Annotated in this window: 23 protein-coding genes; 16 read left to right on the top strand and 7 right to left on the bottom strand. The window is 71.6% G+C overall.

The window, feature by feature from the left end; all coding sequences use genetic code 11:
- Nucleotides 1-3: 3 nt before the first annotated feature.
- The 7 genes from OG494_RS29355 to OG494_RS29325 all read left to right on the top strand — a co-directional run bounded on the left by OG494_RS29355 (nt 4) and on the right by OG494_RS29325 (nt 7,495).
- Entirely contained in the window at nt 4-882 is an 879-nt protein-coding gene (locus tag OG494_RS29355) for an ABC transporter permease (RefSeq protein WP_328444153.1), read from the top strand.
- Nucleotides 879-1,682, top strand: coding sequence for an ABC transporter permease (locus OG494_RS29350; RefSeq protein ID WP_247061559.1), 804 nt, complete (start codon nt 879-881; stop codon nt 1,680-1,682). Before OG494_RS29355 ends, OG494_RS29350 begins: the two co-directional genes overlap by 4 nt.
- Entirely contained in the window at nt 1,682-2,740 is a 1,059-nt protein-coding gene (locus OG494_RS29345; RefSeq protein WP_328444151.1) for an ABC transporter ATP-binding protein, read from the top strand. Before OG494_RS29350 ends, OG494_RS29345 begins: the two co-directional genes overlap by 1 nt.
- A complete protein-coding gene (locus OG494_RS29340) occupies nt 2,740-4,266 on the top strand; it encodes a TIGR03767 family metallophosphoesterase (protein ID WP_328444149.1) in 1,527 nt (508 codons plus the stop codon). The genes OG494_RS29345 and OG494_RS29340 overlap by 1 nt, the downstream gene beginning before the upstream one ends.
- 61 nt (nt 4,267-4,327) lie before the next feature.
- The gene (locus tag OG494_RS29335) at nt 4,328-4,891 is read left to right on the top strand and encodes an HdeD family acid-resistance protein (protein ID WP_328444147.1); all 564 of its coding nucleotides are present in this window, start codon (nt 4,328-4,330) and stop codon (nt 4,889-4,891) included.
- A 15-nt stretch (nt 4,892-4,906) separates the two neighbouring features.
- Nucleotides 4,907-5,833 (top strand): ribonuclease Z, encoded by a 927-nt coding sequence (locus OG494_RS29330; protein ID WP_328444145.1) that lies wholly within the window; start codon nt 4,907-4,909, stop codon nt 5,831-5,833.
- A 9-nt stretch (nt 5,834-5,842) separates the two neighbouring features.
- Entirely contained in the window at nt 5,843-7,495 is a 1,653-nt protein-coding gene (locus tag OG494_RS29325; protein WP_328444143.1) for an FAD-dependent oxidoreductase, read from the top strand.
- A gap of 14 nt (nt 7,496-7,509) precedes the next feature.
- On the opposite strand, the gene OG494_RS29320 is transcribed toward OG494_RS29325, so the two are convergent.
- Nucleotides 7,510-8,727 carry an RNA-guided endonuclease InsQ/TnpB family protein gene (locus OG494_RS29320; RefSeq protein ID WP_328444141.1) on the bottom strand — a complete coding sequence of 406 codons (1,218 nt, stop codon included), beginning with the start codon at nt 8,725-8,727 and terminating at the stop codon, nt 7,510-7,512.
- Nucleotides 8,728-8,771: 44 nt separating this feature from the next.
- On the opposite strand from OG494_RS29320, the gene OG494_RS29315 reads away from it, so the two are divergent.
- From OG494_RS29315 to OG494_RS29290, 6 genes are all read left to right on the top strand, one after another.
- Nucleotides 8,772-10,193, top strand: a complete 1,422-nt coding sequence (locus OG494_RS29315; RefSeq protein WP_328444139.1) for an ATP-binding protein — start codon at nt 8,772-8,774, stop codon at nt 10,191-10,193.
- The gene (locus tag OG494_RS29310; RefSeq protein ID WP_328444137.1) at nt 10,193-11,686 is read left to right on the top strand and encodes a carboxylesterase/lipase family protein; all 1,494 of its coding nucleotides are present in this window, start codon (nt 10,193-10,195) and stop codon (nt 11,684-11,686) included. The genes OG494_RS29315 and OG494_RS29310 overlap by 1 nt, the downstream gene beginning before the upstream one ends.
- A gap of 81 nt (nt 11,687-11,767) precedes the next feature.
- The gene (locus tag OG494_RS29305; protein ID WP_328444135.1) at nt 11,768-12,835 is read left to right on the top strand and encodes a hypothetical protein; all 1,068 of its coding nucleotides are present in this window, start codon (nt 11,768-11,770) and stop codon (nt 12,833-12,835) included.
- Between the two features lies 1 nt (nt 12,836).
- Nucleotides 12,837-13,952, top strand: a complete 1,116-nt coding sequence (locus tag OG494_RS29300; protein ID WP_328444133.1) for a toxic anion resistance protein — start codon at nt 12,837-12,839, stop codon at nt 13,950-13,952.
- Nucleotides 13,949-15,568, top strand: a complete 1,620-nt coding sequence (locus OG494_RS29295; protein WP_328444131.1) for a substrate-binding domain-containing protein — start codon at nt 13,949-13,951, stop codon at nt 15,566-15,568. The genes OG494_RS29300 and OG494_RS29295 overlap by 4 nt, the downstream gene beginning before the upstream one ends.
- Complete coding sequence (locus tag OG494_RS29290) at nt 15,565-16,131, top strand: hypothetical protein (RefSeq protein ID WP_328444129.1); 567 nt, start codon at nt 15,565-15,567, stop codon at nt 16,129-16,131. The genes OG494_RS29295 and OG494_RS29290 overlap by 4 nt, the downstream gene beginning before the upstream one ends.
- Nucleotides 16,132-16,237: 106 nt before the next feature.
- Here the strand turns inward: OG494_RS29290 and OG494_RS29285 are convergent, their stop codons facing one another.
- From OG494_RS29285 to OG494_RS29275, 3 genes are all read right to left on the bottom strand, one after another.
- Nucleotides 16,238-17,065 (bottom strand): hypothetical protein, encoded by an 828-nt coding sequence (locus tag OG494_RS29285; protein ID WP_328459056.1) that lies wholly within the window; start codon nt 17,063-17,065, stop codon nt 16,238-16,240.
- A 366-nt stretch (nt 17,066-17,431) separates the two neighbouring features.
- Complete coding sequence (locus tag OG494_RS29280) at nt 17,432-17,686, bottom strand: hypothetical protein (protein WP_247061574.1); 255 nt, start codon at nt 17,684-17,686, stop codon at nt 17,432-17,434.
- A 258-nt stretch (nt 17,687-17,944) separates the two neighbouring features.
- Nucleotides 17,945-18,838 carry an ornithine cyclodeaminase family protein gene (locus OG494_RS29275; RefSeq protein ID WP_328444125.1) on the bottom strand — a complete coding sequence of 298 codons (894 nt, stop codon included), beginning with the start codon at nt 18,836-18,838 and terminating at the stop codon, nt 17,945-17,947.
- Between the two features lie 45 nt (nt 18,839-18,883).
- On the opposite strand from OG494_RS29275, the gene OG494_RS29270 reads away from it, so the two are divergent.
- From OG494_RS29270 to OG494_RS29260, 3 genes are read left to right on the top strand one after another with little or no spacing between them, the layout of a single operon-like run.
- A complete protein-coding gene (locus OG494_RS29270; RefSeq protein ID WP_328444123.1) occupies nt 18,884-19,495 on the top strand; it encodes a pentapeptide repeat-containing protein in 612 nt (203 codons plus the stop codon).
- A gap of 29 nt (nt 19,496-19,524) precedes the next feature.
- Nucleotides 19,525-20,124 carry a sulfite oxidase-like oxidoreductase gene (locus OG494_RS29265; RefSeq protein WP_328444121.1) on the top strand — a complete coding sequence of 200 codons (600 nt, stop codon included), beginning with the start codon at nt 19,525-19,527 and terminating at the stop codon, nt 20,122-20,124.
- The gene (locus OG494_RS29260) at nt 20,094-20,837 is read left to right on the top strand and encodes a ferredoxin reductase (protein WP_328444119.1); all 744 of its coding nucleotides are present in this window, start codon (nt 20,094-20,096) and stop codon (nt 20,835-20,837) included. The genes OG494_RS29265 and OG494_RS29260 overlap by 31 nt, the downstream gene beginning before the upstream one ends.
- Before the next feature lie 307 nt (nt 20,838-21,144).
- Here the strand turns inward: OG494_RS29260 and OG494_RS29255 are convergent, their stop codons facing one another.
- From OG494_RS29255 to OG494_RS29245, 3 genes are read right to left on the bottom strand one after another with little or no spacing between them, the layout of a single operon-like run.
- Nucleotides 21,145-22,344, bottom strand: coding sequence for a hypothetical protein (locus OG494_RS29255; RefSeq protein WP_328444117.1), 1,200 nt, complete (start codon nt 22,342-22,344; stop codon nt 21,145-21,147).
- Nucleotides 22,345-22,373: 29 nt separating this feature from the next.
- Nucleotides 22,374-25,172 carry a helix-turn-helix transcriptional regulator gene (locus tag OG494_RS29250; RefSeq protein ID WP_328444115.1) on the bottom strand — a complete coding sequence of 933 codons (2,799 nt, stop codon included), beginning with the start codon at nt 25,170-25,172 and terminating at the stop codon, nt 22,374-22,376.
- Entirely contained in the window at nt 25,169-26,287 is a 1,119-nt protein-coding gene (locus OG494_RS29245; protein ID WP_328444113.1) for a molecular chaperone DnaK, read from the bottom strand. The genes OG494_RS29250 and OG494_RS29245 overlap by 4 nt, the downstream gene beginning before the upstream one ends.
- Nucleotides 26,288-26,351: the final 64 nt, after the last annotated feature.

Below are 26,351 nucleotides of genomic sequence, written 5' to 3'. Positions count from 1 at the left end.
GCCGTGCCCGTGCGCCCCGGGTTCGCGCGGCGCTTGCTCAAGTGGGTGACCGGCCACCTCGGCCTGCTGCCCTTCCTCGCCTACACCGGCGTCTTCCTCGGCGCGCCGGTGGTGATGGTCGCGGTCGGTGCCTTCCAGGACAACGACGGCGCGTTCACCACCGACAACCTCGGCGCGGCCTTCAAGGACCAGTTCGGCCGGTCGTTCGTGACGTCCATCGAGCTGTCCGCGCTGACCGCCGTGGTCGGCGCCGTGCTCGGCGCGCTGCTCGCCCACGCCGTGCTCGGGTCCAAGCCGGACGGCCTGCTGCGCAAGGTCGTCTCCAGCGCGGCCGGCGTGCTGGCCAACTTCGGCGGTGTGCCGCTGGCGTTCGCGTTCATCGCCACGCTCGGCAGCATCGGCATCGTCACCAAGGCGCTGACCGGCCTGGGCCTCGACCTCTACGCGTCCGGGTTCAGCCTGTTCAGCTTCTCCGGCATCGCGATCGTCTACATCTACTTCCAGATCCCGTTGATGGTCATCGTGTTCACCCCGGCGCTGGAAGGCATGCGCGCGCAGTGGCGCGAGGCGGCGGAAAACCTGGGCGCGACGCGCGCGCAGTACTTCCGGCTCATCGCCGTCCCGGTGCTGCTGCCGCCGTTCCTGGCTTCGACGTTGTTGTTGTTCGCCAACGCGTTCAGCGCCTACGCCACCGCGTACGCGCTGACCACCGGCATCATCCCGCTGGTGCCGATCCAGATCGGCTCGCTGGTCTCCGGCAACGTCGTGGCGGACCAGCAGAACCTCGGGAAGGCGCTCGGCCTCGGCATGATCGTCGTGGTCGCGATCGTGATGGCGTTCTACTCGTGGATGCAGCGGCGCGCGTCGAGGTGGCTCGGATGACGAACAAATGGGGTCGCTGGACCATTCTCACCCTGTTCGGCCTGTACTTCCTGGTGCCGATGGCGGCGTCGGTCGAGTTCAGCCTGCGCGACGTCAACGACACGCACAGCTTCGTCTCGTGGAGCAAGCTGCTCGACGAGCCGGGCCTGTTCGAGACGCTGGGCACGTCGTTGTGGGTCGCCGCGGGCACGGTCGTGCTCACGCTGCTGATCATGGTCCCGACGGTCAGCTGGGTGCACCTGCGCAAGCCGAAGCTGCGCCGGGTGATGGAGGGGATCAGCCTGCTGCCGCTGGTCATCCCGCCGATCGTGCTGGTCAACGGCGTGCTCGTGGTGTTCGCGGACGCGCCGGAGGTGATCAACGGGACACCGGTGATCCTCGTGCTGGAGTACGTCGTCCTCGCGCTGCCGTTCACCTACCGCACGCTCGACGCGGGCCTGCAGGCGATCGCATTGCCGACGCTGGTCGAGGCCGCGCGCAGCCTCGGCGCCGGCTGGGGCACCGTGCTGCTGCGGGTGATCGTGCCCAACATCCGCAGCGCGGTGTTCGGCGCCGCGTTCCTCAACCTGGCGCTGGTGCTCGGCGAATACACCCTGGCCAGCATCCTGCTGATGGACACCTTCCCGGTGTGGACCGTCCAAACTGGACAGTCCGAGGCCGGCGTGTCGGTCGCGGTGTCGCTGTTCAGCCTGTTCGTCGCGTTCCTGCTGCTGTTCGTCCTGTCCCTCGTCGCGGGCCGCCGCCGTCGTGAGCACAACCCGGCCGCGCCCATCGCCCCCGCACCGCAAGGAACCGCCTGATGATCGAGACCAAAACCGGTGCTTCCGTGGAATTCCGCGGTCTGCGCCGCGAATTCGGCGACGTCAAGGCCCTCGACGGGCTGAACCTGCTGATCGAGCCCGGCGAGCTGGTCGCACTGCTCGGGCCGTCCGGCTGCGGCAAGACGACGGCGTTGCGCGTGCTGGCCGGCCTCGAGCAGGTCGACTCGGGCGAGGTACTCGTCGACGGCACCGACGTCGTCGGCGTGCCGGCCAACAAGCGCGACATGGGCATGGTGTTCCAGGCCTACAGCCTGTTCCCCAACCTGACCGTGCTGGACAACGTCGCGTTCGGGCTGCGGCTGCGCGGCCAGGGCACGGCGCCCCGGCACCAGCGGGCGCAGGAGCTGCTGGAGCTGGTCGGGCTGGACAGCCACGCCAAGCGCTACCCGCACCAGCTCTCCGGCGGCCAGCAGCAGCGCGTCGCGCTCGCCCGGGCGCTGGCCATCGAGCCACGCGTGCTGCTGCTCGACGAGCCACTGTCCGCTTTGGACGCCCAGGTGCGCACGCAGTTGCGGGACGAGATCCGGCGGCTGCAGCTGCGGGTCGGCATCACCACGCTGTTCGTCACGCACGACCAGGAGGAGGCGCTGTCGATCGCCGACCGCGTCGGCGTGATGAAGGACGGCCGGCTCGAGCAGTGCGACACCCCGGCCGCGTTGTACGCGCGCCCGGCGACGGCGTTCGTGGCGGAGTTCGTCGGCACGATGAACCACCTCGCGGGCACCGTCACCGGCGGCGGCACCGAGGTCGACGTCGCCGGGCAGCGGCTGAAGCTGGCCGAGCCGGGGGAGCGGGCGGACGGCGCGGCCGTGCGCGTGCTGGTCCGTCCCGAGTCGGTGACGCTCGAACCCGGCGGCCCGGCCCGCGTCACCGACCACAGCTTCCGCGGCGCGGTCACCCGCCTCACGGCGGTGCTGCCGGACGGCACGACGGTGCTCGCGGACCTGCCGAGCGTGACGGCCGCGGAGCTGCTCCCGGGCAGCACGGCGGCCGTCGGTTTCGGCAGCCGCCCGGTCCTGCTGGCGGCGGACGCGTAGTGGACACGACGCGCCGGCGGATCGTCCGGGCCGAGGCGGGCGAGCTGGGTTACCGGCGGCTCGCCGAGGCACCGGGCGAACCGCACGCCGTCCGGGAGGACCTCGCGCCGGCCTCGCCGTCCCGGGCCGGGACGCCGCTGGCGCGGTTCGCGCACCTGTCGGACCTGCACGTGATGGACGCGCAGTCGCCGACCCGGGTCGAGTACCTCGAACGGCACGCCGACCCGGATTCGCCGCTGCGGCCGTACCTCCCGCTGATCGGCACCTACCGGCCGCAGGACGTCTTCACGACGCACGTCGTCGAGGCGATGGTGCGCGCGGTCAACGAGTCCGACGTCGACTTCGCGGTGTCCACCGGCGACGCGACCGACGCCTGCCAGGCCAACGAACTGCGCGCCTACCTGGGCACGCTCGACGGTGGCCCGGTCGACCCCGATTCCGGCAAGCGCGGGCACTGGGAAGGCGTCCACGCGAGCGACCCGGCGACCTACGACGTCCGCTACTGGCACCCCGACGGCACGCCGGAGGGCTGCGAAGACGACCACGCGCGGGCCCGCTACGGCTTCCCGGAAGCGCCGGGCGCCCTCGACGCGGCCGCGCGCCCGTTCGAGGCGACCGGGCTGCGGGTGCCGTGGTACGCCGTCTACGGCAACCACGACAACATGCTGCAGGGCGTCGTCCCGCCGTGGCCGGAGCTCGCGGACGTCACGGTCGGCGGGGACAAGCTGACGGCCTTGCCCGAGGGCGACGTCGTCGAGCTGCTGCACGGCTTCGACCAGGCCGAGCGGGACGTCGTCGCGCGGCTGCTGGACGGCGCCACGGTGCCCGTGACGCCCGATCCCGAGCGGCGGCACGTCTCGCGCGCCGAGTGGATCGGTGCGCACGTCGACTGCCACGGCCACGGATACGTCCGGGCGAACGCCGAGTCGGACACCGCCTACTACGCGTTCGACCACGGCGTCCTGCGCTGCCTGGTGCTCGACACGGTCAACCCGCACGGCTTCTGGCAAGGCTCGCTCGACGTTCCCCAGTTCGAGTGGCTGCGGGCGGAGCTGGCGGCGTCGGCGGACCGGCTCGTCGTGCTGTTCAGCCACCACCCCCTCGACACGCTGGTCAACGACCACGGCCCGGACCGGCGGGTGCTGGCCGACGAGCTGGCCGCGCTGCTGCACGCGTCGCCGAACGTCGTCCTCTGGGTGAACGGTCACACCCACGAGAACAAGGTGACCCCGCAGGCGACGTTCTGGGAAGTGACGACGGCGTCGCACATCGACTGGCCGCAGCAGGCCCGGCTCGTCGAGGTGCGTGACAACGCCGACGGCACGCTGTCCATTGTGGTCACGATCGTCGACCACAGTGGACCGGTGACGGGCGGCGGTGACGACCCGATCGGGCTGGCGGGGCTGTCCCGCGAGCTGTCGGCGAACTACTGGCAGCACCGCGACGGCCCCGAGCGGGGCGCCGGGACCGCGGCCGACCGCAACGTCGAGCTGCTGCTCCGGGATCCACGCCCGAACGGGTGGTGAACCGCGCCATCGGCGTCGGATGTCGCGATACTGGGGCTCCCGGAGTGCAAAGGAGCGGGACATGACCGCCTTCGGAATCGTCGTCGAACCCCGCCAGGCCTGGCCGCTGACCGCCGTGCGCGGGGTGTTCGCCGTGCTGTTCGGGATCTTCGCGCTCGTCTGGCCCGGCGAAACCGTCCTCGTGCTGGCCATCCTCTACGGCGTCTACGCGATCGTGGACGGCATCGGCGGGCTGATGCAGGCGTTCCGGCCGGGCGACGGCGCCCACCGCGCCGCGTACGGCGTGCTGGGGGTGCTCGGCATCGTCGCCGGGATCCTGGTGCTGGTGTGGCCGGGGATCACCGTGCTGCTGCTGGCGCTGCTGGTCGGGCTGTGGGCGATCGTCACCGGCATCGCCGAGATCGCCGCCGCGATCCGGCTGCGCAAGCAGATCCAGGGCGAGGCGTTCCTCATCCTGGCCGGCGCGATCTCCGTGCTCGCCGGGATCCTCATCGTGATCAACCCGATCGCGGGCGCGTACGGCGTCGCGCTGCTGGTCGGCATCTACGCGCTGATCTACGGGATCGTGCTGCTCGTGCTGGCCTTCCGGCTGCGCAAAATCGCGAACACACCCGCCGCCGCCTGAGTACCGTGCGGGGATGTGACCCGCGAACTGGTGGTGCTGGGCACCGCGAGCCAGGTGCCCACGCGCCACCGCAACCAGAACGGCTACCTCCTGCGCTGGGACGGCGAAGGCCTCCTCTTCGACCCCGGCGAGGGCACCCAGCGTCAGATGGTGCACGCCGGCGTCGCCGCCACGGACGTCACGCGGATCTGCGTCACGCACTTCCACGGCGACCACAGCCTCGGGCTGTCCGGCGTGATCCAGCGGCTGTCGCTGGACAAGGTGCAGCACCCGGTGCACGCCCACTTCCCGGCGTCCGGCGCGCACTACTTCGAACGGCTGCGGCACGCGACGTCGTTCTACGAGACCGCCGACCTGCGGGAACAGCCGATCTCCTCGAGCGGGCAGATCGCATCGGGCAAGTTCGGCGTCCTGGAAGCGCGGCTCCTGAGTCACCCGGTCGAGGCGTTCGGTTACCGGCTGATCGAGCCGGACGGCCGGACGATGCTCCCCGAGCGGCTGCGTTCGTTCGGCATCCAGGGCCCCGACGTCGGGAAGCTCCAGCGCGACGGACGGCTGGGGACGGTGAGCCTGGACGACGTCAGCGTGCCCCGGCGCGGCCAGCGGTTCGCGTTCGTCATGGACACCCGCCTCTGCGACGGCGTCTACGCCCTCGCCGAGGACGCCGACATGCTGGTGATCGAGTCGACGTTCCTCGCCGAGGACACCACCCTGGCCCGTGACTTCGGCCACCTGACCGCTCAGCAGGCGGCGCGGGTGGCCGCCGAGTCCGGCGTCCGGCAGCTCGTGCTGACCCACTTTTCCCAGCGCTACACCGAGCCGCGGCGGTTCTTCGACGAAGCCCGGGCCGAGTTCGACGGCGAGATCGTGGTGGCCCGAGACCTGGAGCGGGTCCAGGTGCCGAAACGCCGGTCCTCCCCAGCGGAGCGCCTCGCGCCGTAGGCTGCAAGCGTGAGCCAGCCGATCCTGATGACCGTCGACGACGATCCCGCCGTGTCCCGCTCGGTCGCCCGTGACCTGCGCCGGCGCTACGGCAAGGACTACCGCATCATCCGCGCCGACTCGGGCGCCGACGCCCTCGACGCGCTGCGCGAGATCAAGCTGCGCGGCGACGCCGTCGCGGCGATCCTCGCCGACTACCGGATGCCGCAGATGGACGGCATCGCCTTCCTCGAGAAGGCGATGGACCTGTTCCCGCACGCCCGCCGGGCCCTGCTGACCGCCTACGCCGACACCGACGCCGCGATCCAGGCGATCAACGTCGTCGACGTCGACCACTACCTGCTCAAGCCGTGGGACCCGCCGGAGGAGAAGCTCTACCCGGTGATCGACGCGCTCGTCGAGACCTGGAAGGCCGTCGGCGACAAGCCGGTCGACGAGGTCAAGCTCCTCGGCCACCGGTACTCGTCGCCGTCGTTCCACATGCGCGACTTCCTCGCGCGCAACGCCGTGCCCTACCGCTGGTACTCGGTCGAGGACGACGAGGGCAAGCGCTTGCTCAAGGCCGCCGACGCCGTCGAAGCCGACATCCCGGTGATCGTCACCCCCGACGGCACCGTGCTCAAGCACCCCTCCAGCGGCGAGATCGCGGACGCGGTCGGCTTGTCGACCCGCCCCGCGCAGGAGTTCTACGACCTCGTCGTCATCGGCGGCGGCCCGGCCGGGCTCGGCGCCGCGGTCTACGGCGCGTCCGAGGGCCTGCGCACGGTGCTCGTCGAGAAGAAGGCCACCGGCGGGCAGGCCGGCACCAGCTCGCGCATCGAGAACTACCTCGGCTTCCCCGACGGCGTCTCCGGCGCGCAGCTGACCGACCGGGCCCGGCGCCAGGCGCAGAAGTTCGGCGCCGAGGTGCTGACCGCCCGCGACGTCGTCGGCCTGGAGGCCCGCGGCTCGTCCCGGGTCATCACCTTCGGCGACGGCAGCGAGATCGCCGCCCACTCGGTGATCCTCGCCAGCGGCGTCACCTACCGGGCGCTGGACGCCGAGGGCATCGAGGAGCTGAGCGGCCGCGGCGTCTACTACGGCTCGGCGGCCACCGAGGCGCCCGAGTGCAAGGGCGAGCACGTCTACATCGTCGGCGGCGCGAACTCCGCCGGCCAGGCCGCGGTGTTCTTCTCCAAGCACGCCAGCGACGTCAGCATCCTGGTGCGCGGCGAGTCCCTGGAAGCGTCGATGTCGCATTACCTGATCGAGCAGATCGCCGGCATCGACAACATCCACGTCCGCACCCGCACCACGGTCAAGCAGGCCCACGGCGACGGCCACCTGGAGCGGCTCACGCTCTGCGAGAACGGCGTCACCGAGGAGGTCGACACCGGCCACCTGTTCATCTTCATCGGCGCGGCCCCGCGCACGGAGTGGCTCGGCGACGACCTCCACCGCGACGAGTACGGCTTCGTCCGCACCGGCCCGGACCTCCTGGCCGCCGGGCAGCGCCCGAGAGGCTGGACGCTGGACCGTGACCCGCATTACCTCGAGTCGTCGATCCCGGGCGTCTTCGTGGCGGGCGACGTGCGGTCCCAGTCGGTCAAGCGAGTGGCGTCGGCGGTCGGCGAAGGCGCGATGGCCGTGACGCTGGTACACCGGTACCTGGAGGAACATTGACGTCCTCCCCGCAGTCATCCGACCAGGGGATTCCGGCGGCGCGAGCCCGGCACGGCCGGGTCGGGTCGCCGAGGTTCACGGTTCACCGGCCGGACCACTGTCCCGCCTCCCCGCGCGGTCACCGCCCGTCCGGCGGCGATGTTCCTGGCCGCGTTCACGTCCGCGTTGCCGCTGTACCCACAGGCGACGCACCGGAACACCGCTTGGCTCTCGCGGGATTCGGACGCCACGTGCCCGCAGGCGGAACAACGTTGCGACGTGAAGGCGGCAGGGACCTTTTCGACCCGGCCCGGAGCCTTGTGCTCCAAGCGCGAGACCACCAGACCCCACCCCTGGGCGAGGATCGCCCGGTTCAGGCCCGACTTCTGCCGCACTCGCCGTCCCGGCGCCGCGGCGGTGCCTTTCGCCGATCGGGTCATGTGCGTGATGCGCAGGTCTTCGACCCGGATCACGTCGAACTCGCGGGCGACACGCGTCGTCAGCTTTTCCGCCCAGTCCTTCCGGCGTGCGGACTCCTTGGCGGTCAGCTGCGCGATCGCTCGGAGCAGCCTGGCTCGCCGGTTCGATCCGCGGGCGGCCCGGGCGAGCCGCCGTCGCAGCCGCAACGCTCTCGCCCGCTCGGCGCGGGACAGCCCGGGGCAGTGCAGGAGCTCTCCGGTCGACAGTGCCGCCGACACGGCGACGCCTCGATCGATCCCGACCGCGCTGCCGTCGCCCGGCGCCGGAATGGGCGCGGGGACAGCGGCGAACGCGAGGTGCCACCGCCCGGCGCGGTCGCGGGTGATCCGGTAGGACTTGAGTTCGCCGGACGGGGGCCGCGACCAGCGGAACCGGACCCAGCCCACCTTGGGCACCCACACGGCGGCGCGCCGCCGGTTGAGCCTTCGTACGTGCTCAGGCCGGACGGCGACCTGTCGGAATCCCTGGTGGACCGCGGCTCGGCGCCAAGTCGGCTTGCCGTGGGTGCCTCCGAAGAAGCTGCGCAGAGCCTGGGCGAAGTCGCGCAGCGCCTGCTGCTGGACGGTGACCGAGCCCTCGCGCAACCACGCGTGTTCGTCCCGGATCTCGGTCAGCTGCCGCGCCTGCTCGACGTAGCCTGGAGGGAGCGGCCGCCCGGGCCGCCAATGGGAGTGCTGCTCCACGGCGAGGTTCCAGACGAACCGCGCGTGGGCGCAATGGACCAGCAGCCGAGCCTCCTGTTCGGCTGTGGGCGTCAAGCGAAAGCGGGACATGCGGGAAACGTAGCCCCGGCCACCGACAAAACAGGGGTGAAGGAATGAGCGCATTGCCGCGGGAAGAGCTTCGCGGCCTCTTCCTGTTCGAACACCTTTCCGAGGACCAGCTCGACTGGATCGCCGACAACGCCGTGCTCGAGGAGTACGAGGGCGACACCGTCGTCATCCGCGAAGGCGACGAAGCGACCTGCTTCTACGTCCTGCTGAGCGGCGCGATCCGGATGACGCGGCTCGTCAGCGGCACCGAGGTCGAGACCAACCGGTCCGACCAGCGTGGCGCCTACTTCGGCGCGACGCAGTTCTTCGTGCACCAGGAGAGCGACCACCGCTACAACGCGACGGTGCGTGCGCTGTCCGACGTCACGTTCCTGACGCTGCCGTCACGAGAGTTCTCCTTCGAGTTCCGCCGGTGGTTCCCGATGGCGACGCACCTGCTCGAAGGCATGTACCTCGGCTGGCGCAACAGCGACACCGTGATCGGGTCGCGACGCCGGCTGCTGGCACTGGGCGAGCTGTCGGCCGGCCTGACGCACGAGCTGAACAACCCGGCCGCGGCCGCCGTCCGGGCGACGTCCGCGCTGCGCGAACGTGTCGCCGGGATGCGGCACAAGCTGGCTTTCCTGGCGAAGAAGACCATCGATCCCGAGCTGCTCTACCAGCTGATCGACGTCCAGGAAAAGCTGGTCAAGCAGGTGGCGCAGGCCCCGAAGCTGAGCGCGATGCAGCAGTCCGACCGCGAAGACCAGATCAGCGACTGGTTCGAGGACCACGACATCGACGGCGGCTGGGACCTCGCCGACATCTACGTCCGGGCCGGGCTCACCACGACCGACCTGGACAACGTCCTGGAGCAGGTCGGCGACACCTTCATGGACGGCGCCGTCCGCTGGCTCGCCTACGCGCTCGAGACCGAGATGCTGATGGGCGAGATCGAGGACTCGACCACCCGCATCTCCGCGCTGGTCGGCAAGGCCAAGCAGTACTCGCAGATGGACCGGTCGCCGCATCAGTGGGTCGACGTCCACGACGGCCTCGACTCCACGCTCGTGATGCTCGCCGGCAAGATCGGCGACGGCGTGCGCGTCGTCAAGGAGTACGACCGGAGCCTGCCGAAGATCCCCGCGTACGCGGGCGAGCTCAACCAGGTCTGGACGAACATCATCGACAACGCGCTGGGCGCGATGGGCGGCGAAGGCACGCTGACGCTGCGCACGTGGGGCGTCAACGACCAGGTGCGCGTGGAGATCGGCGACACCGGCCCGGGCATCCCGGAGGACATCAAGGGGCGGATCTTCGAGCCGTTCTTCACGACCAAGGCGGTCGGCGAAGGCACCGGGCTGGGCCTGGACATCTCGTGGAAGATCGTCGTCGAGCGGCACCAGGGTGACCTGCGCGTCGAGTCGGAGCCAGGGAACACCCGGTTCGAGGTGTGCCTCCCGACCGAAGAGCAGGCCTCCCTCTGATGGCCTCGGTCCCGACGGTCACGACCGAGCTCGGGGCGCTGGTGGGCCTGGCGGGTGACGGCGTCCGCCGGTGGCGCGGGATCCCGTACGCCCGGCCGCCGGTCGGCGAGCTGCGGTGGAAGGCGCCGCAGCCGCCTTCGCTCTCGGGTGGCGTGCACGTCGCGGCGGAGTACGGGCCGCACGCGATGCAGTCGCCCGACCCGATGAACCCGCAGGCGGTCTGCGACGAGGATTGCCTGTACCTCAACGTCTGCACGCCGGAGGAGCCCGCGCCCGAGGGTGGCTACCCGGTGCTGTTCTGGCTGCACGGCGGCGGTTACCGCGTCGGCCACGGCGAACAGCTCGGCGACGGCGAGGAGTTCGCGCGCGCCGGGATCGTCGTCGTCACGATCAACTACCGGCTCGGCTCGCTCGGGTTCCTGCACCTCGCCGGGATCTTCGGCGACACCGAGGCGGACGCCGGGGTGGGCGGCCTGCTCGACCAGATCGCCGCGCTGAAGTGGGTGCGCCGCAACATCTCCGCGTTCGGCGGTGATCCGTCGCGGATCACCGTCTACGGCGTCTCGGCGGGCGCGAAGAGCGTCGGTAACCTGATGGGCAGCCCGCTCGGCACGGGGTTGTTCGCGCAGGCGATCAGCAGCAGCGGCGGCGCGGACCACGTGGCGACACCGGAAACCGGCACCGCGCTGGCCCGGCGGCTGCTCGACGAAGTCGGTTGCCACGACGTCGAATCCCTGCGGGCGTTGCCGGCCAAGGAGTTCGTCGAGGCGCAGGAACGGATCCTCACCGGCTTCCAGGCGCTGTGGCTGTGGCGCCCGACGCTGCACCCCCGCGTGCTGCCGGAGGTGCCGATCGAGCCGATCCGCCGCGGCAGCGCGGCCGGCGTCCCGCTGCTCGTCGGCTGCAACAGCAACGAAGGCAGTACGTACGCGATGATGCTGGGTGACGACGTCGCGACGGCGCCCGCGGACGACGTCCTCACGAAGATCCTTGGCACCGAAGGAACTTCGCAACTCCTCGAGACGTACCTCCGCCGCGTCCCGGACCTCAACGCCGCGAAGATCGCCGCGATGGGCGACGAACGCTACGGCATCCCGACGCAACGCCTCGCCGACGCGCAGTCCGCGCACGCGCCCGTCTACCGCTACCGCATCGACATCGCGGCCCCCGGCGTGCCCGAGCAGCTCGACGGCGGGCACGGCACCGAGACGACGATGGCGTGGAAGACGCCGCTGCCGTTGTTCGCGGAAGCGACCGACGTGAACCCGGCCCGCGAGCGCGCGGCGTTCCTGATCCACCGCTGCTGGGTGCGGTTCGTGCACGACGGCGTCGCGTCCGCCGACGGCCCCGAATGGCCGCCGTACGGCCCGGAGCTGCGGCCGGTGCTGGTTTTCCGGGAAGACACGGACTTGGTGCTCGATCCACGCGCCGAAGAGCGAAAAGCTTGGGGCGACACGGAATGGGCGTCGGGGACCTGGTTCCCGGTGACCTGAGACCGTTCCTTCACCCGCTGTTCACTTCGAACCGGCTCCCTCCCGCGTCAAATGAGCGAAGGCGGCTGAGGGGAGTGGCTCGTGAAACGCCGGGTATCGATCGGACTGGCCGTGGTGCTGCTGCTCGCGGTCGTGGCGGTGATCGTCTGGGGCAACGACTCCGGGCCGGGTCTCACCACGGTGCGCGGCGTGATCGGCTCGGAGAAGCAGGCCTTCTTCACCGATCAGCGCGTCGTCGACGCCTTCGCGAAGCACGGGCTGAAGGTCGAGGTCGACACGGCCGGGTCGCGGCAGATCGCGACCACCGTCGAACTCGGGAAGTACGCCTTCGCGTTCCCGTCGTCCTCACCCGCGGCGCAGAAGATCCAGCGCGACCGCAAGGTGACCACGGTCTACACGCCGTTCCAGTCGCCGATGGCGATCGCCACGTTCGAGCCGATCGTCGCGCTGCTGAAGGCGAACGGCGTGGTGCACAAGGGCGCCGGCGACTACGACGTCCTGGACGTCGCGAAGTACCTGGACGTCGCGAAGGCGGGCACGCGCTGGGACCAGCTGCCCGGCAACACCGCGTACCCGGCCCGCAAGAACGTCCTGGTCACGACCACCGACCCGCGTGAGTCGAACTCGGCGGCGATGTACCTGTCGATCGTTTCCTTCGTGGCCAACGGCAACGCGGTCGTCAGCACACCCGACCAAGAGGCGAAGGTGCTGCCTTCGGTGTCGAAGCTGTTCCTGGACCAGGGATACACGCAGAACAGCACCGAAGGGCCGTTCGAGGACTACCTGTCCGCGGGCCTGGGCAAGACACCCCTGGCGCTGATCTACGAGTCGCAGTTCGTGGACCGCGCCGTCCGCGGCGACGGCTCGATCCGGCCGGACATGCGGCTGATCTACACCGCGCCGACGGTGTACTCCAAGCACACGCTGGTCCCGCTCTCGGCCGAGGGCGACCAGGTCGGCCGGCTGCTCGCGACCGATCCGGAGCTGGGCAAGCTCGCCGCGACGTTCGGGTTCCGCACCACCGACCCGAAGCTCTTCGCCGACGTCGCCGCTCGAGTCAAAGCACCGGCCGACCTGGTGGACGCCGTCGAGCCACCGTCGTTCGAAACCCTTGAACGCCTGCTCGACGCCGTCGGCAAGCAGTACTGACATGGCCGAACTCACCCCCGTCACCGCGGTTTCCCCCGAACGCGCCGCCGGGCTCGTCACGCTCGGGGAAGACACTCGCGCCGAGATCACCGCACGCGCCGACGTCTTCGCGACGCGTCTGGAAGCCCTGGACGTCAAGTCGCCGGAGTTCACCGACGTCCTCGACGAGCTGCTGGCCGTCGGCGAGGCCGACATGCGGGCCGCGGCTGGCGTCGCCGGGACCATGCTCGACCGTTCGCTGCGCGGCGCCGCGTCCCCGCAGGACGGCGTCACGCTGACCCTGGCCGGGCTGCGCCGGACCGTCGCCGAGCTGGACCCGGCGAAACTGCCGATCACCGGGCGGAAGCTGCTGGGGATGTTCCCGGTCGCGCACAGCGCGAAGCGGGCCCTGGACCGGTACCACGCGGCGAACGAGCCGGTGAACGCGCTGGTCGTCGACCTGCGGACGCGGCAGGACCGGTTGCGGCGGGACAACGCCGCGATCAGGGGCGAACGCGAACGGCTGTGGAAGGTGCTGGGGAAGCTCGCCGAAGCGGCCTTGTTCGCCGAAGCCGTCGACGCGGCCATCGAGCGGCAGGCGTCGGTCTTCGACTTCGCCGACCCGTCGCGGGCCCAGGCGTTGCGCGGCGACATCCTCTACCCGATCCGGCAGCGGCACCAGGACCTGCTCACCCAGCTCGCGGTGAGCGCGCAGGGCTACCTCGCGCTGGACCTGGTGCGGCGCACCAACGACGAACTCATCCGCGGCGTCGAGCGGGCGGTGTCGACGACCGTGTCCGCACTGCGCGTCGCGCTGCTCGTCTCGGCTGCTCTCGCGGGCCAGCGGGACGTCCTCGACGAGGTGGCGGCGCTGCGGTCGACCACCGACGGGCTGATCCGCGCCAACTCCGAGCTGCTGGAAACGCAGTCCGCGGAGATCCGCAAGGCGAGCAGCGATCCGGCCGTCGCGACCGAGACGATCCGCGCGTCGTTCGACCGGATCTACGCCTCGATCGACGCGATCGACGGCTTCCGCGCGGACGCCGTCCGCACCATGGCGACCACCGTCGAGTCGCTGTCCGGGGAGCTTCGCCGCGCCGAGGACCACCTCCGGCGTTCGCACGAGGGGGAAGTATGAAGAAGCTCGTTTTGGTGGCCCTGAGCGCGGTGTTGCTGGCCGGCTGCGCCGATTCCGGTTCTTCGTCGTCCGCGCCGCTGGGGGATCCTGAGCCGGGGACGCTCAGGATCCTCGCGGGCAGCGAGCTGGCGGACATGCAGCCGGTGCTCGACGAGGCCGCGAAGGCCACCGGCATCAAGGTCAAGTTCACCTTCACCGGCACCTTGGAAGGCGCGGAAGCGCTGGCGAACGGCAGCGTCGACGGAAAGTACGACGCCGTCTGGTTCTCCTCGAACCGTTACCCGGCAGGGATTCCCGACGCGGCGAAGCGTCTCGGCAACCAGGTCAAGATCATGAGTTCACCGGTGGTGCTGGGACTGTCGGCGTCATCCGCGCAACGGCTCGGCTGGACCGGGAAGCCGGTCGGCTGGGGCGAGATCGCCGCGCAGGCCGGGAAGAAGGCGTTCACGTACGGGATGACCGACCCGTCGGCGTCGAACTCGGGGTTCTCGGCGCTGGTCGGCGTCGCGTCGGCGCTCGCGGGCGCGGGCAACGCGATCGACGCCCAGCAGATCGCCGCCGTCACCCCGCAGCTGACGCAGTTCTTCAGCGCCCAGGCGCTTTCCGCCGGCTCGTCGGGCTGGCTGTCGGACGCCTACACGCGGCGCGCGACCGGCCAGGACCCCGGGCAGAAGGTCGACGGCCTGATCAACTACGAGTCCGTGCTGCTGTCGGCGAACGCGTCCGGGAAGCTGCCGGAACCGCTGAAGCTGATCTACCCGAGCGACGGCGTCGTCACGGCGGACTATCCCTTGACGCTGCTGGCGGACGCCGGCTCCGACGCGCGTTCGGCGCACCAGCGGCTTTCCGGCTACCTGCGCACGCCGGACGTCCAGAAGCGGATCATGGACACGACCCAGCGGCGTCCGGTCGTCCCCGGGGTGACGCTGGGATCGCAGTTCGCGCAGCGGGACCTCGTCGAACTGCCGTTCCCGGCGACGCAGCAGGCCGTCGACGCCCTGCTCCAGGCGTACTTCGACAAGATCCGCAGGCCGTCGCGGACGCTGTACGTACTCGACACGTCCGGCTCGATGGAGGGCGACCGGATCGACTCGCTGCGCACCGCGCTGGCCGGGCTGACGGGCGCCGACAACTCGCTCACCGGCCGGTACCGGCGGTTCCGGAGCCGTGAAGAGGTGACGATGCTGCCCTTCAATTCGGGGCCTTCGCCGGCTTCGACGTTCGTTGTCCCGGAGCGGGATCCCGCGGCCGAGCTGGCGCGGATCAAGGCGTTCGCCGAGGGGCTGACCGCTCGTGGCGGGACGGCGATCTACGACAGCCTCGCGGAGGCCTACCGGGTGCTGGAACCCTTGGCGGCGCGCGATCCCGACCGGTTCACGTCGATCGTCCTCATGACCGACGGGGAGAACTCGAACGGCTCGTCCCTGGCCGGCTTCCAGGCGTCGTTCGGTTCGCTGCCGCCCGCGATGAAGCAGGTGCCGGTGTTCACGGTCCTGTTCGGCGAGGGGTCGAGCGACGAGCTGACGCAGGTCGCGACGATGACCGGCGGCAAGGTGTTCGACGCGCGCAAGGTCCAGCTTTCGAGCGTCTTCCAGGAGATTCGCGGGTACCAATGATGCTGCGTTATCTGGGCTCGACCAAGAACCTCGCCGGCTGCGTCGGCGGGCTCGCCGGCCTGGGGCTGTACCTGACCGGGGTGATCGGCGGGCTGTGGCCGGTCGTCGTGGTCGCGCTGTACGCGGTGGGCGCGCTGCTCGCGCCACCGGAGAAGGTGCGGCTGCTGCCCGACACTTCGGGGGAGCTGCGCGCGTCTTTGGAGACGCTGGTTTCCTCGGTGACTTCCCAGGCGTCGCGGATGCCCGCGTCTACTGTGGACACTGTTCGGCGGATCGCCGAAGTGCTGGCCGACCTGCTTGCGCAGCCCGCACGGCTGTCGGCTGATCCGGATCTGCGGCACTCCGTGATCCGGCTGGTGCGGACCGATCTGCCGTTGTCGGTGGAGTCCTTCCTGAATCTGCCGTGGTGGTTCGCCTCCCGGCGGGCCGGCGCGGCTTCGGAACTGGTGGCACAGCTCGAGTTGCTCGAAGCGGAAGCGCATCGGATCGCCGAACGGTTCTACGCGGCGGACGTCGACCGGCAGGCGGACCACACGCGCTATCTGCGTGATCGGGACGCTTGATTCTCTTGCGGCGCAACGATTTCCCGGTTGTACCCGTGTGAGTGATGTGTTCGAACGGGCGTTCGAGTAGCTTCGTCGGTGTGGGGTTCACCGATGAAGGGGGAAGCTATGGGCGCGTACCGAGTTTCGGCAGGGTCAGGGTCATCGCCGCGGTGGTCAGCCAGCTCAGCAGATCGGTCAGCGGAATGCGGGAAAGCCGTTCTGGCCATTCCTCCGCCACGGTGTGGAGCACGAGTTCGTCGTGCCGTGGCTCCACCTTCGTCACCTTTATCCCGGGCGGGAGTTCCGGCAGCGGAAGCACGATGGGGCGGAATCGCGCCGGTGGTTTCAGCTGCCGGCGTCCGATGTGGAGGGTCCGCGGATGGAGCACGACAGCATCGCCCTCCACCAGGGCCTCCAGGGTCAGGTGACCCCACTGCGGCCGCTTGGCCCAGTGGATCTGGAGCAGCCCGCTTTCGGCGGGCGCGGCGACGATGCCGGGGCGGACTGCCGCCACCCGCTCGCGCAGCACGTCCGCGGACACGGCGATCCGCAGCTCGACCCGCGCGGGAATGGCGGCCGGAGTGGGCAGCGAGCGCAGGCGGACATCGTCGGCGAGCACGGTGACCCGCTTGAGCGGGATGCTGCCCTCCTCGCCGGATTCGTCCGCGGGCTCGGGCCAATCGACGTCCTCGGCGACGATGCGCACGTCGCCGACACGTCCGGTGGCCAGGCGCAGGCTGTCGGCCGGGTAGTGGAGTTCGGTGAGGGTGAGGCGGACTTCGCGCCCGTCGACTTTGGCGGTCAACCGGCGCCCGACAAGCTGCTCGGTGACGGTCCGCACGACGGCGGCGGGCGTGACCGGGACGTTCGGGAGGAGTGAACGCCCGGCCGCGGCCAGCCCGGCCAGCTCAGGCCAGGGCGCCCAGCCGTCGAACCATCTGCCGTCAGTCATCCGTCCAGTGTCGCCGAAGAAGCGGCTCGGCGGGGATGGCGGGTGGCCGCCCGAAGGGGTGAGAGGCGGCCGGTGGTCGTTCACCGGTCGACGATGCCCTTCGTGACCAGCCCGAACGGTTCGGCCGCGGTCTGGAGCCTGCTTCGTCACAGGCGGGTGCGGGGGCGTTGTGGGTCGCGGAGTCGTGACCTCACGGCTCTCGGTCTTGCTCGGAGCGCGCTGTCCGGCAGCCGATCTCCGACCGCGGCCGGAAAACGCGGCTCCGCGGCGCACCCTCGCCGTCACGCTGGTGAGCCACCTGCCGTCGCCGGAGGGGGCGGCGACGGCAGGCGGCAGTCCAGTGGGCGGTGCGGGTGGCGCCGCCCGTCACCGACCGGCGAAGCGGGCGATGATGCCGGTGACGACCAGCCAGAACACCGCGGCCAGGCCGAAGTCGAGGATCACGGCCAGGCTCGGGTTGCTGACCGGGAACAGGCCCGGCCAGAACAACGCGAGAGGAACCGCCAATGACTTGATGAAGACGAAGAAGGAGTTACCGGCATTGGCGCCGGCGAGCACCATGATCATGTAGAGAACTTCGATCCCCGCGAAGATCGCGCCGATCGCCGTGATGACCCGCACGGCCGTGTTCCGTCGAGTGGTGGTTCGCCAAGGAGACATGCCGCCGAAATTCCCGGATTGGGTGACCTGTCAAACGCTTCAAGCCCCAGATTGCGCCGTTTGGCCGCTGTTGTTGCTCTCTGCTGGACCGCTGGCACGCTCAGTGAGCCAGAAGCGGCCTTTAGCGCCCTCGATCGTCAAGGTGCCGCCATTCGCCCGGCTGCGGCCGGGCAAGAGCGGCTCGGCGCGGCAACCGTTCTCACTCCGGCTCCCGCGCGATCACCGACCCGCTTCGCCGAGCAGCCGCGCGATGGCCCAGTCCTGCACCGCCACCCCGACGGACTTGAACACCGTCCGCCCACCGACCACCGGAGGTTCCCGAAGCGCATTCCCCAGTTCCACCAAACAATCCCGCGGAAGCAGGCCACTGTCCACCGCGTGGATCACCTCGCCGGCCTCTTCGAGCACGGCCTCGACCTGGTCCACCACAACACAATCGGCCGTCGCGAGCAGCTCGGCCGGCAGCTCCCGCATGGACGGCAGATAAGATCCGATCGCATTGACGTGGACGCGCTCCGGCAAGGCGTCGACGTCGAAGAGAGGAGTGGCCGACGAAGTAGCACAGCAGACGATCTCCGCGTCGGACACGGCGTCCTCGACGCTCGGCGCCACGCGCACGCCGGGAAACTCGGTGCTCAACCGGTCGGCGAACCTCGCGGCTCGTTCGGATGAGCGTCCGAAGACGGTCACTTGCCGGATCGGGCGGACCGCCGCCACCGCGCGGATCTGGTCCGCGGCCTGGGCGCCGGTGCCGATGACGGCCAGACGGCTCGCCTCGGGCGGGGCCAGCAGGTCGGTGGCGACGCCGGACACCGCGCCGGTGCGCAACGTCGTCACCGCGATCGCGTCGGCGACCAGTTGCCCCTCGGTGGTGTTCCACACCAGGGTCCCGAGGATCATCGGGTCGCGGCCGGCGACGAGGCTGAGCGTCTTGACCGCCGTCCGGCCGGTGGGTGTGTGGCAGGCACTCATGACGAGCGTCGTGCCGCCGTCGAAGGACAGACGTTGCGGCACCTCGAAGTGGCCCGCGGCGAGGTCGAGGAACGCGTCCCGCACCGCGTCGACGGCTGCCCGCATCGGCACGGCCGCCCGGACGTCGTCGGCGTCCAGCATGCTTCGGCACCCCCCCTCGCGGTCGGTGGCCGCTAGCCTGGCCGAGTGCCCGATGCCACGCAAGATCCACCCGTCGAGGACCGGCAGTTCACCCGTGACGACTGGTACGGGGAGGAAATCGTCGGGCGGCGGTACGTGCGGTGCGAGTTCCGCGAGGTCGACCTCTCCGAGGCGCTCACCCGGAACTCGACGTTCACCGACTGCGTGTTCGGCAACGTGCGCTTCAACGCGTCGCGGCACGTCGACTCGGCCTTCACCGGGTGCGCCTTCAAACGGTGCAACTTCTTCGACGCCGAGTTCACCGGGTGCAAGCTCGTCGGGGCCACGTTCACCGAATGCGAGCTGCGGCCGTTGCGGGTGACCGGCGGCGACTGGTCGTTCGCCGGGCTGGCGGGTGCCGACCTGCGGTCGGTCGCCTTCCACGGGGTGCGGATGCGGGAGGCCGACCTCACCGGGGCGAACTGCGGCGACGCCGTGTTCGCCGACGTCGACCTGTCCGGGGCGATGCTGCACGCCGTCAAGCTGGCGCGCGCCGACCTGCGGGGCAGCGACCTCTCGGCGCTCGACCCGCTGAACGCCGAGCTGGCCGCGGCGATCGTTTCACCCGAACAGGCTGCGGTGCTCGTCACGTCGCTGGGACTACGCGTGCGGGCTTAGACTGCTTCGGCAGCAGGAGGGAGGTCCGGATGGGCGTCGTGACACCAGGGTTCCAGGGGCGTGCCCGCAGCGGCAACCCGCGCCTGCCTCCCGGGCAGTACCTGGCCGAGGACTTCCCGGTGCTGTCGGCGGGTCCGACTCCGCGCGTGCGCACCGAGACGTGGGAGTTCACCGTCACCACCGAGACCGGTGAGAAACACGCCTGGAGCTGGTCGGAGCTGACGGCCCTGCCCAGCGAGAAGTTCACTGTGGACATCCACTGCGTCACCCAGTGGTCCAAACTGGACACGCGCTGGCGGGGCGTCCCGGTGGACACGCTGGTCGGCGGGCTCGACACCGCGGCCGACTACGTGATGGCGCACTCCTACGGCGGGTACACCACGAACCTGCCGCTGGCCGACCTGCTCGACGGCCAGGCCTGGATCGTCTACGAGTACGGCGGCAAGCCGCTGACTCCCGAGCACGGCGGCCCGGCGCGGCTGCTCGTGCCGCACCTGTACTTCTGGAAGTCCGCGAAGTGGGTGCGCGGGCTGGAGCTCAAGACCCGCGACGAGCCGGGCTTCTGGGAGAACGTCGGCTACCACGACTACGGGGATCCATGGCGCGAACAGCGGTATCAGGGCGACTAGCCTGGCGGGTCGCCCGCCTGGCCGAGTTCCGCGACGAGACCCCGACGGCCCGCACGCTCGTCTTCGACCTGCCGGGCTGGCCCGGGCACCTCGCGGGACAGCACGTCGACGTCCGGCTGACGGCCGCCGACGGCTACCGCGCGCAGCGCAGCTACTCGCTCGCCGCCCCCGCCGACGGTGACCGGATCGAACTGACCGTGCAGCGCGTCGCCGACGGCGAAGTGTCCGAGCACCTCACCGGCCCGTACGCGATCGGCGACCCGGTCGAGATCCGCGGCCCGGTGGGCGGCTGGTTCGTCTGGCGCCCGGCCGACCCCGAACCGGTCCTCCTCGTCGCGGGCGGCTCGGGCATCGTCCCGCTGATGGCCATGGTCCGCGCCCACCGCGCGGCGGGCGTCCGCACGCCGTTCAAGCTGATCTACTCGCTGCGCACCCCGGCCGAGCTGTACTACGCCGAGGAACTGCGCACACCGGTAGCCGGCCTGGACGTCACGTACGTCTACACCCGTGAGCAGCCCGAGGGCCGCGACGAAATCCCCCGCCGCATCGACGTCGCGACACTCAACACCGCGGCGTGGCCCGCGGAGTTCGGCGCGACGTGCTTCATCTGCGGCCCGACCGGCTTCGTCGAGACGGTCGCGGACATCCTGGTGGCGCTGGGCCACGACCCCCACCGCATCCGCACCGAACGTTTCGGCCCCAGCCGCGACTGACCTCGATCACCCCACCGGTACCGCGGCCGCCTGCGCCGAACGTTCCCGCTCCGCCATGACCGATCTCGACCGTGGCTCCGCCGTGATCGCCTCGACCCAGCCTCGATCGAGGTCGGCCGTCCTGGCTGTGCCCGGTGGCTGTCTCGTTCGACGTGAACGCACTGAGATCCTCAGCCGTGTGGCTGCACCGCGGCTGCACTGCACTGCGCTGCTCCGATCGCGTCGGTCCCGGCCGTGACCGACCTCGACCGTGGCTCCTACCAGGGCTGCCTGCTCCGACCGGAAGGCTCGGCTCCAGCGACTGAACTCAGTCGTCCTCGCTGTGTCCGGCGGCTGACTGCCTCTCACCGGCCACGTCCACGTCGGCCGTGGCCGGCCGCTCGGTGATCGCCGTCGCCTGTTCTTCGTCGGCGATCCGGCGCAGTGCACGAACGCGGGCGAGCAGTTCGGCGTCGCCGAGGTGCTCGGCGGCCGTGAACGCGGCGTCGACGGCGCCGTTCATCCACCGGCACGTGCCGGCACGAAGCACCTCCTCGCCCAGCGCGAACGCCGCGCGGGCCTCGCCCACCCCGGGGGCGAGCGGTACCAGGAGGAAACACTCCCTCGCGACCTGGCACCAGAGCCCGGGCAGCCAGGCCCGCCGGTGGGCAGGCAGTTCCGCCGCGGCCGTGCGCAACGACTCCCACGCGCCCGGGAAGTCCGCCGCTTCCCGCTGCAGCTCCGCCAGCGTCTCGAACTTGGAGCTGCGCTCCTCCGGCTCGGCGAGTGCGACCACCTCCCGCTGAACCGCGATCGCCTCCGCCAGGTAGCCCTGGCTAGCGAGCTGGAACTGCACCATGTGGAGCGTGCCGGCCGTTCTCGGCTCACCGTCCGCCCAGGCGAGCAGGAAACGGCGGGACGCCGCGGGGTCGCCGAGGCCGGCCGCGTGGTGGGACCAGGTTTTCAGGCTTTCGGCCGCGGGGTCGCCGGGGAAGTTCCGGCGTTGCCCGGCCAGCCAGTCGTCGACGTCGGCGTCCGTCCACGGGAGCCGGGTGATGTGGTCGAGCAAGCGGTCCCGCGCCGGGGTGGTGCTCCGAGCCACGGCTTCCCGCACCTTCGCGACGCCGGGAGTCAGCAGCAGGTGGTCCCGGTAGCCGAGGGCGGTGTCGAAGCTGAGCTCCTTCGCCTCCCAGTGCAGCCAGACGTCCTCGACCTGCCGGTGCTCCGCGACGAGGAGCCCGGCCAGGAGGAAGTCCGCCGGAAGGTAGTGCTTGACCAGTTCCCGGTAGTGGACGATCTGCTGGCGCAGCACAAAACGCAGCAGTGGCAGGTCAGCCTCGCGGCGGTCGTACTGCAGAGCCAGCAGCAGACCGAACCGCGCGCGCCGGTGCCGGTCGGTCAGTCGCCCTTCCTCGTCGGGTGCGCTGTCGTAGGCGAACTCGGCCCAGCAGGCCGGGTCGCGCCGGGCTCGGTCGAGGGCCTCGCGCGGCCGGTCGAGCAAGCGGTCCCGGTCCGCGGCGATCGTCACCCACCCGATCCTGCCCGACCGCTGCGGTGTCAGGGGGCGTCGGGGCGGGACAGCAGTTCTCGCAGGGTCGCCAGCAGTTCCCGGCGGTCCGCCGCACCCAGCTTCCCGCGGATCCGGGCCATGTGGTGCTCCACCGTCTTGCTCGAGATGAACAGCTTGCTGCCCGCCTGCTTGTACGTCAGGCCCTCGACGACCAGCCGCGCGACTTCGAGTTCGCGTTCGCTCAGTGCCGCCAGCCCGGTGCCCGACGACGCCGGTTCCGTGGCGCCGGCCTCGCGGCGGACGCCCGTGCCCTGGAACTGGCGGGCCGCCTCCAGGAGCTGGACCATCGCCTTGCGGTCGGACGTGCGGATCGCCGCCTGGCCGGCCAGCCGGGACGCGTCCCAGCGCAGGCCCAGGTCGTGCAGTTCCGCCGCGGCCGCCGAGATCTCGTCCGGGGCGAACGTGCCGCTCAGCACCGCGAGCCAGCCTCGGGCCGCCGTGGCCAGGGCGCTCGGGTGACGGCCGCAGTGGGCGTGGGAGGTCAACGTCGCCAGGTGGGCCTTCGCCGCTTCCGCGTCTTCCAGGGTGATCGCCGCGTGGAGCTCGTGCCAGACCAGGGAGACCGTCCACAGTGGAGGTTCGCCGAGGCGGGTCAGCAGGGCGTGGGCGCGTTCGAGCTGACCGGCGAGCTTCGCGTGGGCGCCGGTGCGGGCCGCCGCGATCACCAGCTCGCCCAACGGCAACAGCGTGAACAGATCCGTCTGCTGCCGCATCGACGCCTGGTACGCGCGGTCCCACGACCGCTGCAGCCCGACCAGATCACTGGACCGGCGGGCCAGCCCGAGCTCCAGCGTCGCGAAGAAAAATTCGTCGCGGGCTTCCAGCGTCCGGCCGGCGACGGCGTCGCGGTGTTCCGCCGCCGTCGCGAGGTCGCCCGCGGCCATCGCCACCCAGCCCAGCAGCAGGCGGTGCCGCGCCGCGAAGAGGTCGCCGCCGATCCGGCCGGCCAGGGCCCGGGTCAGCACCGACTCGGCCAGGGCCAGTTCGCCGGTGTGCACCGCGGCGAGCGCGGCCAGCGCCGCCGGGGTGTCGGGCAGCAACGTGCCGCCCAGCGCCGGTTCCAGCATCGCCGCCGCGCCGAGCAGGGTGGACAACGTCTCGGTCGCACAGCCCGACACGGAGTCGGCGATGCCGCGCGCCATCCGGGTGGCCGCGCCAGCGAACAAGGTCGGCGCGACGCCGGGGGCGGGGGAGTCGAGCAGCCGGAGGGCGGTCGCGAGGTCACCGGTGCCGACCAGGGCCGTCGCCGCGAACGCGTCGGTGCCGCCCCGGCCCGCCGAGAGATACGGCCCGGCGCGGTAAGCCCCCGGGTAATGGGCGCCGCCTGCCGGAAAGCCGGTGCCGTGGGCCGCCGGGACACCCGCACCGGGGCCGTGGGGCGCGGAGAGGTGGGCGCCGGCGCCATGGGCGGACGAGTGGTGGACGCCGGCCCCTTGGGAAGCCGAGTGGTGGACGCCGGCGCCATGGGACGCCGAGTGGTGGACGCCGGAGCCGTAGAGCGCCGAGTGGTGCACGTCGGCGCCTTGGGACGCCGAATGGTGGGCGCCAGTGCCGTAGGGCGCCGAGTGGGCGCTGGTGCTGTGGGCCGCAGACTGCTGGGCGTCGCCTCCGTGGCCTGCCGGGAGGTTCGGGTCGCCGCTGTGGGCCGCGGCGTGGTGCGCGCCGGCGTCGTGGGTCTGCCCGCCGCGGGCGGCCCATTGGTACAGCTCCGCGCCGCGGGCCAGCTCGCCTCGGTGGGCCAGCACCGTGGCCGCGATTTCCGCGCCCGCCGCGCGGGTCTCGGGGTCCGGGGCGCCGAGCATGCCGTCGCCGAGGCGCAGTGCCGTGTCGAGGTCGCCGGACAGGGCCGCCGCGCGGGCCCAGCCCGCCGTGACCACCGGGGAGCGGTCGCCCGCCTCCGCGGCGGCTTCGAAGAGCCTGGTCGCCAGGCGGGCGTCCGTCGGCAGGGCTTCGGCGGCCGCCGCGGCGAAGGCCGCCGCCGCCGACGTGCCGGTGCTTCCCGTACCCAGCAACGAACGTGCCAGGTCGAGGACCGGGAGGCCGTTCGCCAGCTGCAGCTCGACGAGCCGCTGCACTGTCGTCAGCCTTCGCGCCGGCGGGCCGAAGTCGCGGACGGCGGCCGAGGCCAGGGGCAGCAGCGTGTCGTCCGGGGCGAGCAGACCGGTCGCGCGGGCGCCGTCCACGATGCCGGGCAGCTGGTCGGGCGTGCGGTCCAGCAGCGCGCACAGCAGGTCGAGGTTGCGCCCCGCGCCGGCTTCGGCCGCGATCAGGTAGCGCAGGACGTCGTCGTCGAGCTCGTCCAGTTCGGGGCGGAACTCCTCCAGCCGCCCGAGCAGCGCGCGCTCGGCCAGCCGGGGCACCCCACCGCTGGCGGCGTACAGCTCGGCCGCCGCGGCCGGGTCGGCCGGTTTGCCGGTCAGCGTCTCGATCAGCCGCGCGACATCGTTGACGCCGAGCGGGGCGAGCTGCAGCATCGTCCAGCCGGCCGCGACCGCGGCCGGGCGGTGCGCGACGACGATCGGGCCGTCGGCGCCCGCCAGGAGCTCCTCGAGCTGGTCGGCGTCGATCCGGTCGGCGTCGTCGACGAGCAGGGCGTCGGCGCCGGCGTCCCGGTAGGCGCGGGCGAGCGCGGCGAGCAGCACGCTCTTGCCGTAGCCGCCGGGGGCGACGACGGCGAGCCGCAGTGGCGCGGCCGGGTCGGCGGCGACCTGGTCGAGCAGCTGCCGGGCCGCCGGGTGCACGGGGACGGGGTGGAGCGAGGCGGCCTGCGTGAGCAGAGTGTTCAACAGTGACCTTCACCGGAGGGGGCGCAGTGGCTCGGGGCGGGAGGCTGGTCGGGGCCGGCGGTGGCTTCGCGGGCGGTGATGGTGATCAGGACGGCCGAGACGGCCGCGGCGAGCGCGAGGACCGCGGCGGCGAGGGGCCGCCGTCGCCGGAACAGGTCCATCGGGCCGGTGCGTTCGGGGAGTTCGAACGGGGTGATCTCGACCGGCGGGCGGGGTGGCCGCTCGCCGAGCTCACCGAGCGTGTCCATCTTGGGCAGCAGGGTGGTCTCGACGGCCGGGGGTTCCTGGGGGGTGCCCCGGCCCTCGGCGCGCAGCCCGGCGAGGGCGGCCGCGCCGAGCGCGGTGGTGGCCGGCGGAACCGGTCCCGCGAACATCGGGCACGGCGGCCGGGCGGGCAGCGCGTGCGGCGGGACGTCGCCGCAGAAGACCACGCCGGCGAGTCCCTTCGGCGACGTCGACGCGGTGCCGGCGAGCGCGAACAGCGTGCTCAGCGCGGCCGCCGGGGACACGCCTTCGGCGCTCGCCCCGATCTGCCAGCCGTTCGCGCCGCTCGGGGTGGCCAGCGTGACGTTCACGCCGTCGGCGCCGAACTCGCACACGCCGGCGCCGGTCACCCCCGGGCCGGGGACGGGCAGGTGCGCGCCGAGCGCCGCGATCGAGCCGGGGACCAGCGTGACCGCGGTGAACCCGGCGTCGGCCAGTGCCCGCCGCAGCACGTCACGGCGGTAACCGCCCCAGTCGCCGGGGTGGGTCAGCACCAGGTGCTGCGGGGGCCCGCCGAACTGGGTCTCGGCGTGCTCGGCGATGCCTTCGACGAGCACCGTGGTCAGCGTCTCCGGTGTGAAGGACTCGCCTTCGACGACCATCGGCACGTCGTCGCCGATGCGCCGGTGGAAGCCGGTGAGCAGCCGGGACGGGACCCGGGCGCCGGCCTGCGCCGCCGCGTCGCCGGTGAGCAGGTACCCCTCGTCGTCCAGGAACAGCGCGGACGCCGCGGCCGGGGAGCGTTCGCCCAGCCACAGGGGCTCGGGGGCGCTCCAGCCGGGGCCGTGGCGGTGGCTGATCGCGGCGTGGGTCCGCCCCTGTGCCACATCGATCCCGAGGACATAGGGCAACGGCGCTTCCTCCTCACCTCGCGGGGCCGATCGGGGGCAGGAAATCCCCCTAGGGCTCGGGGCA

The organism is Amycolatopsis sp. NBC_00438, from assembly GCF_036026695.1.
Lineage (GTDB): Bacteria > Actinomycetota > Actinomycetes > Mycobacteriales > Pseudonocardiaceae > Amycolatopsis.
This window is presented reverse-complemented; position numbering and strand designations above follow the sequence as displayed.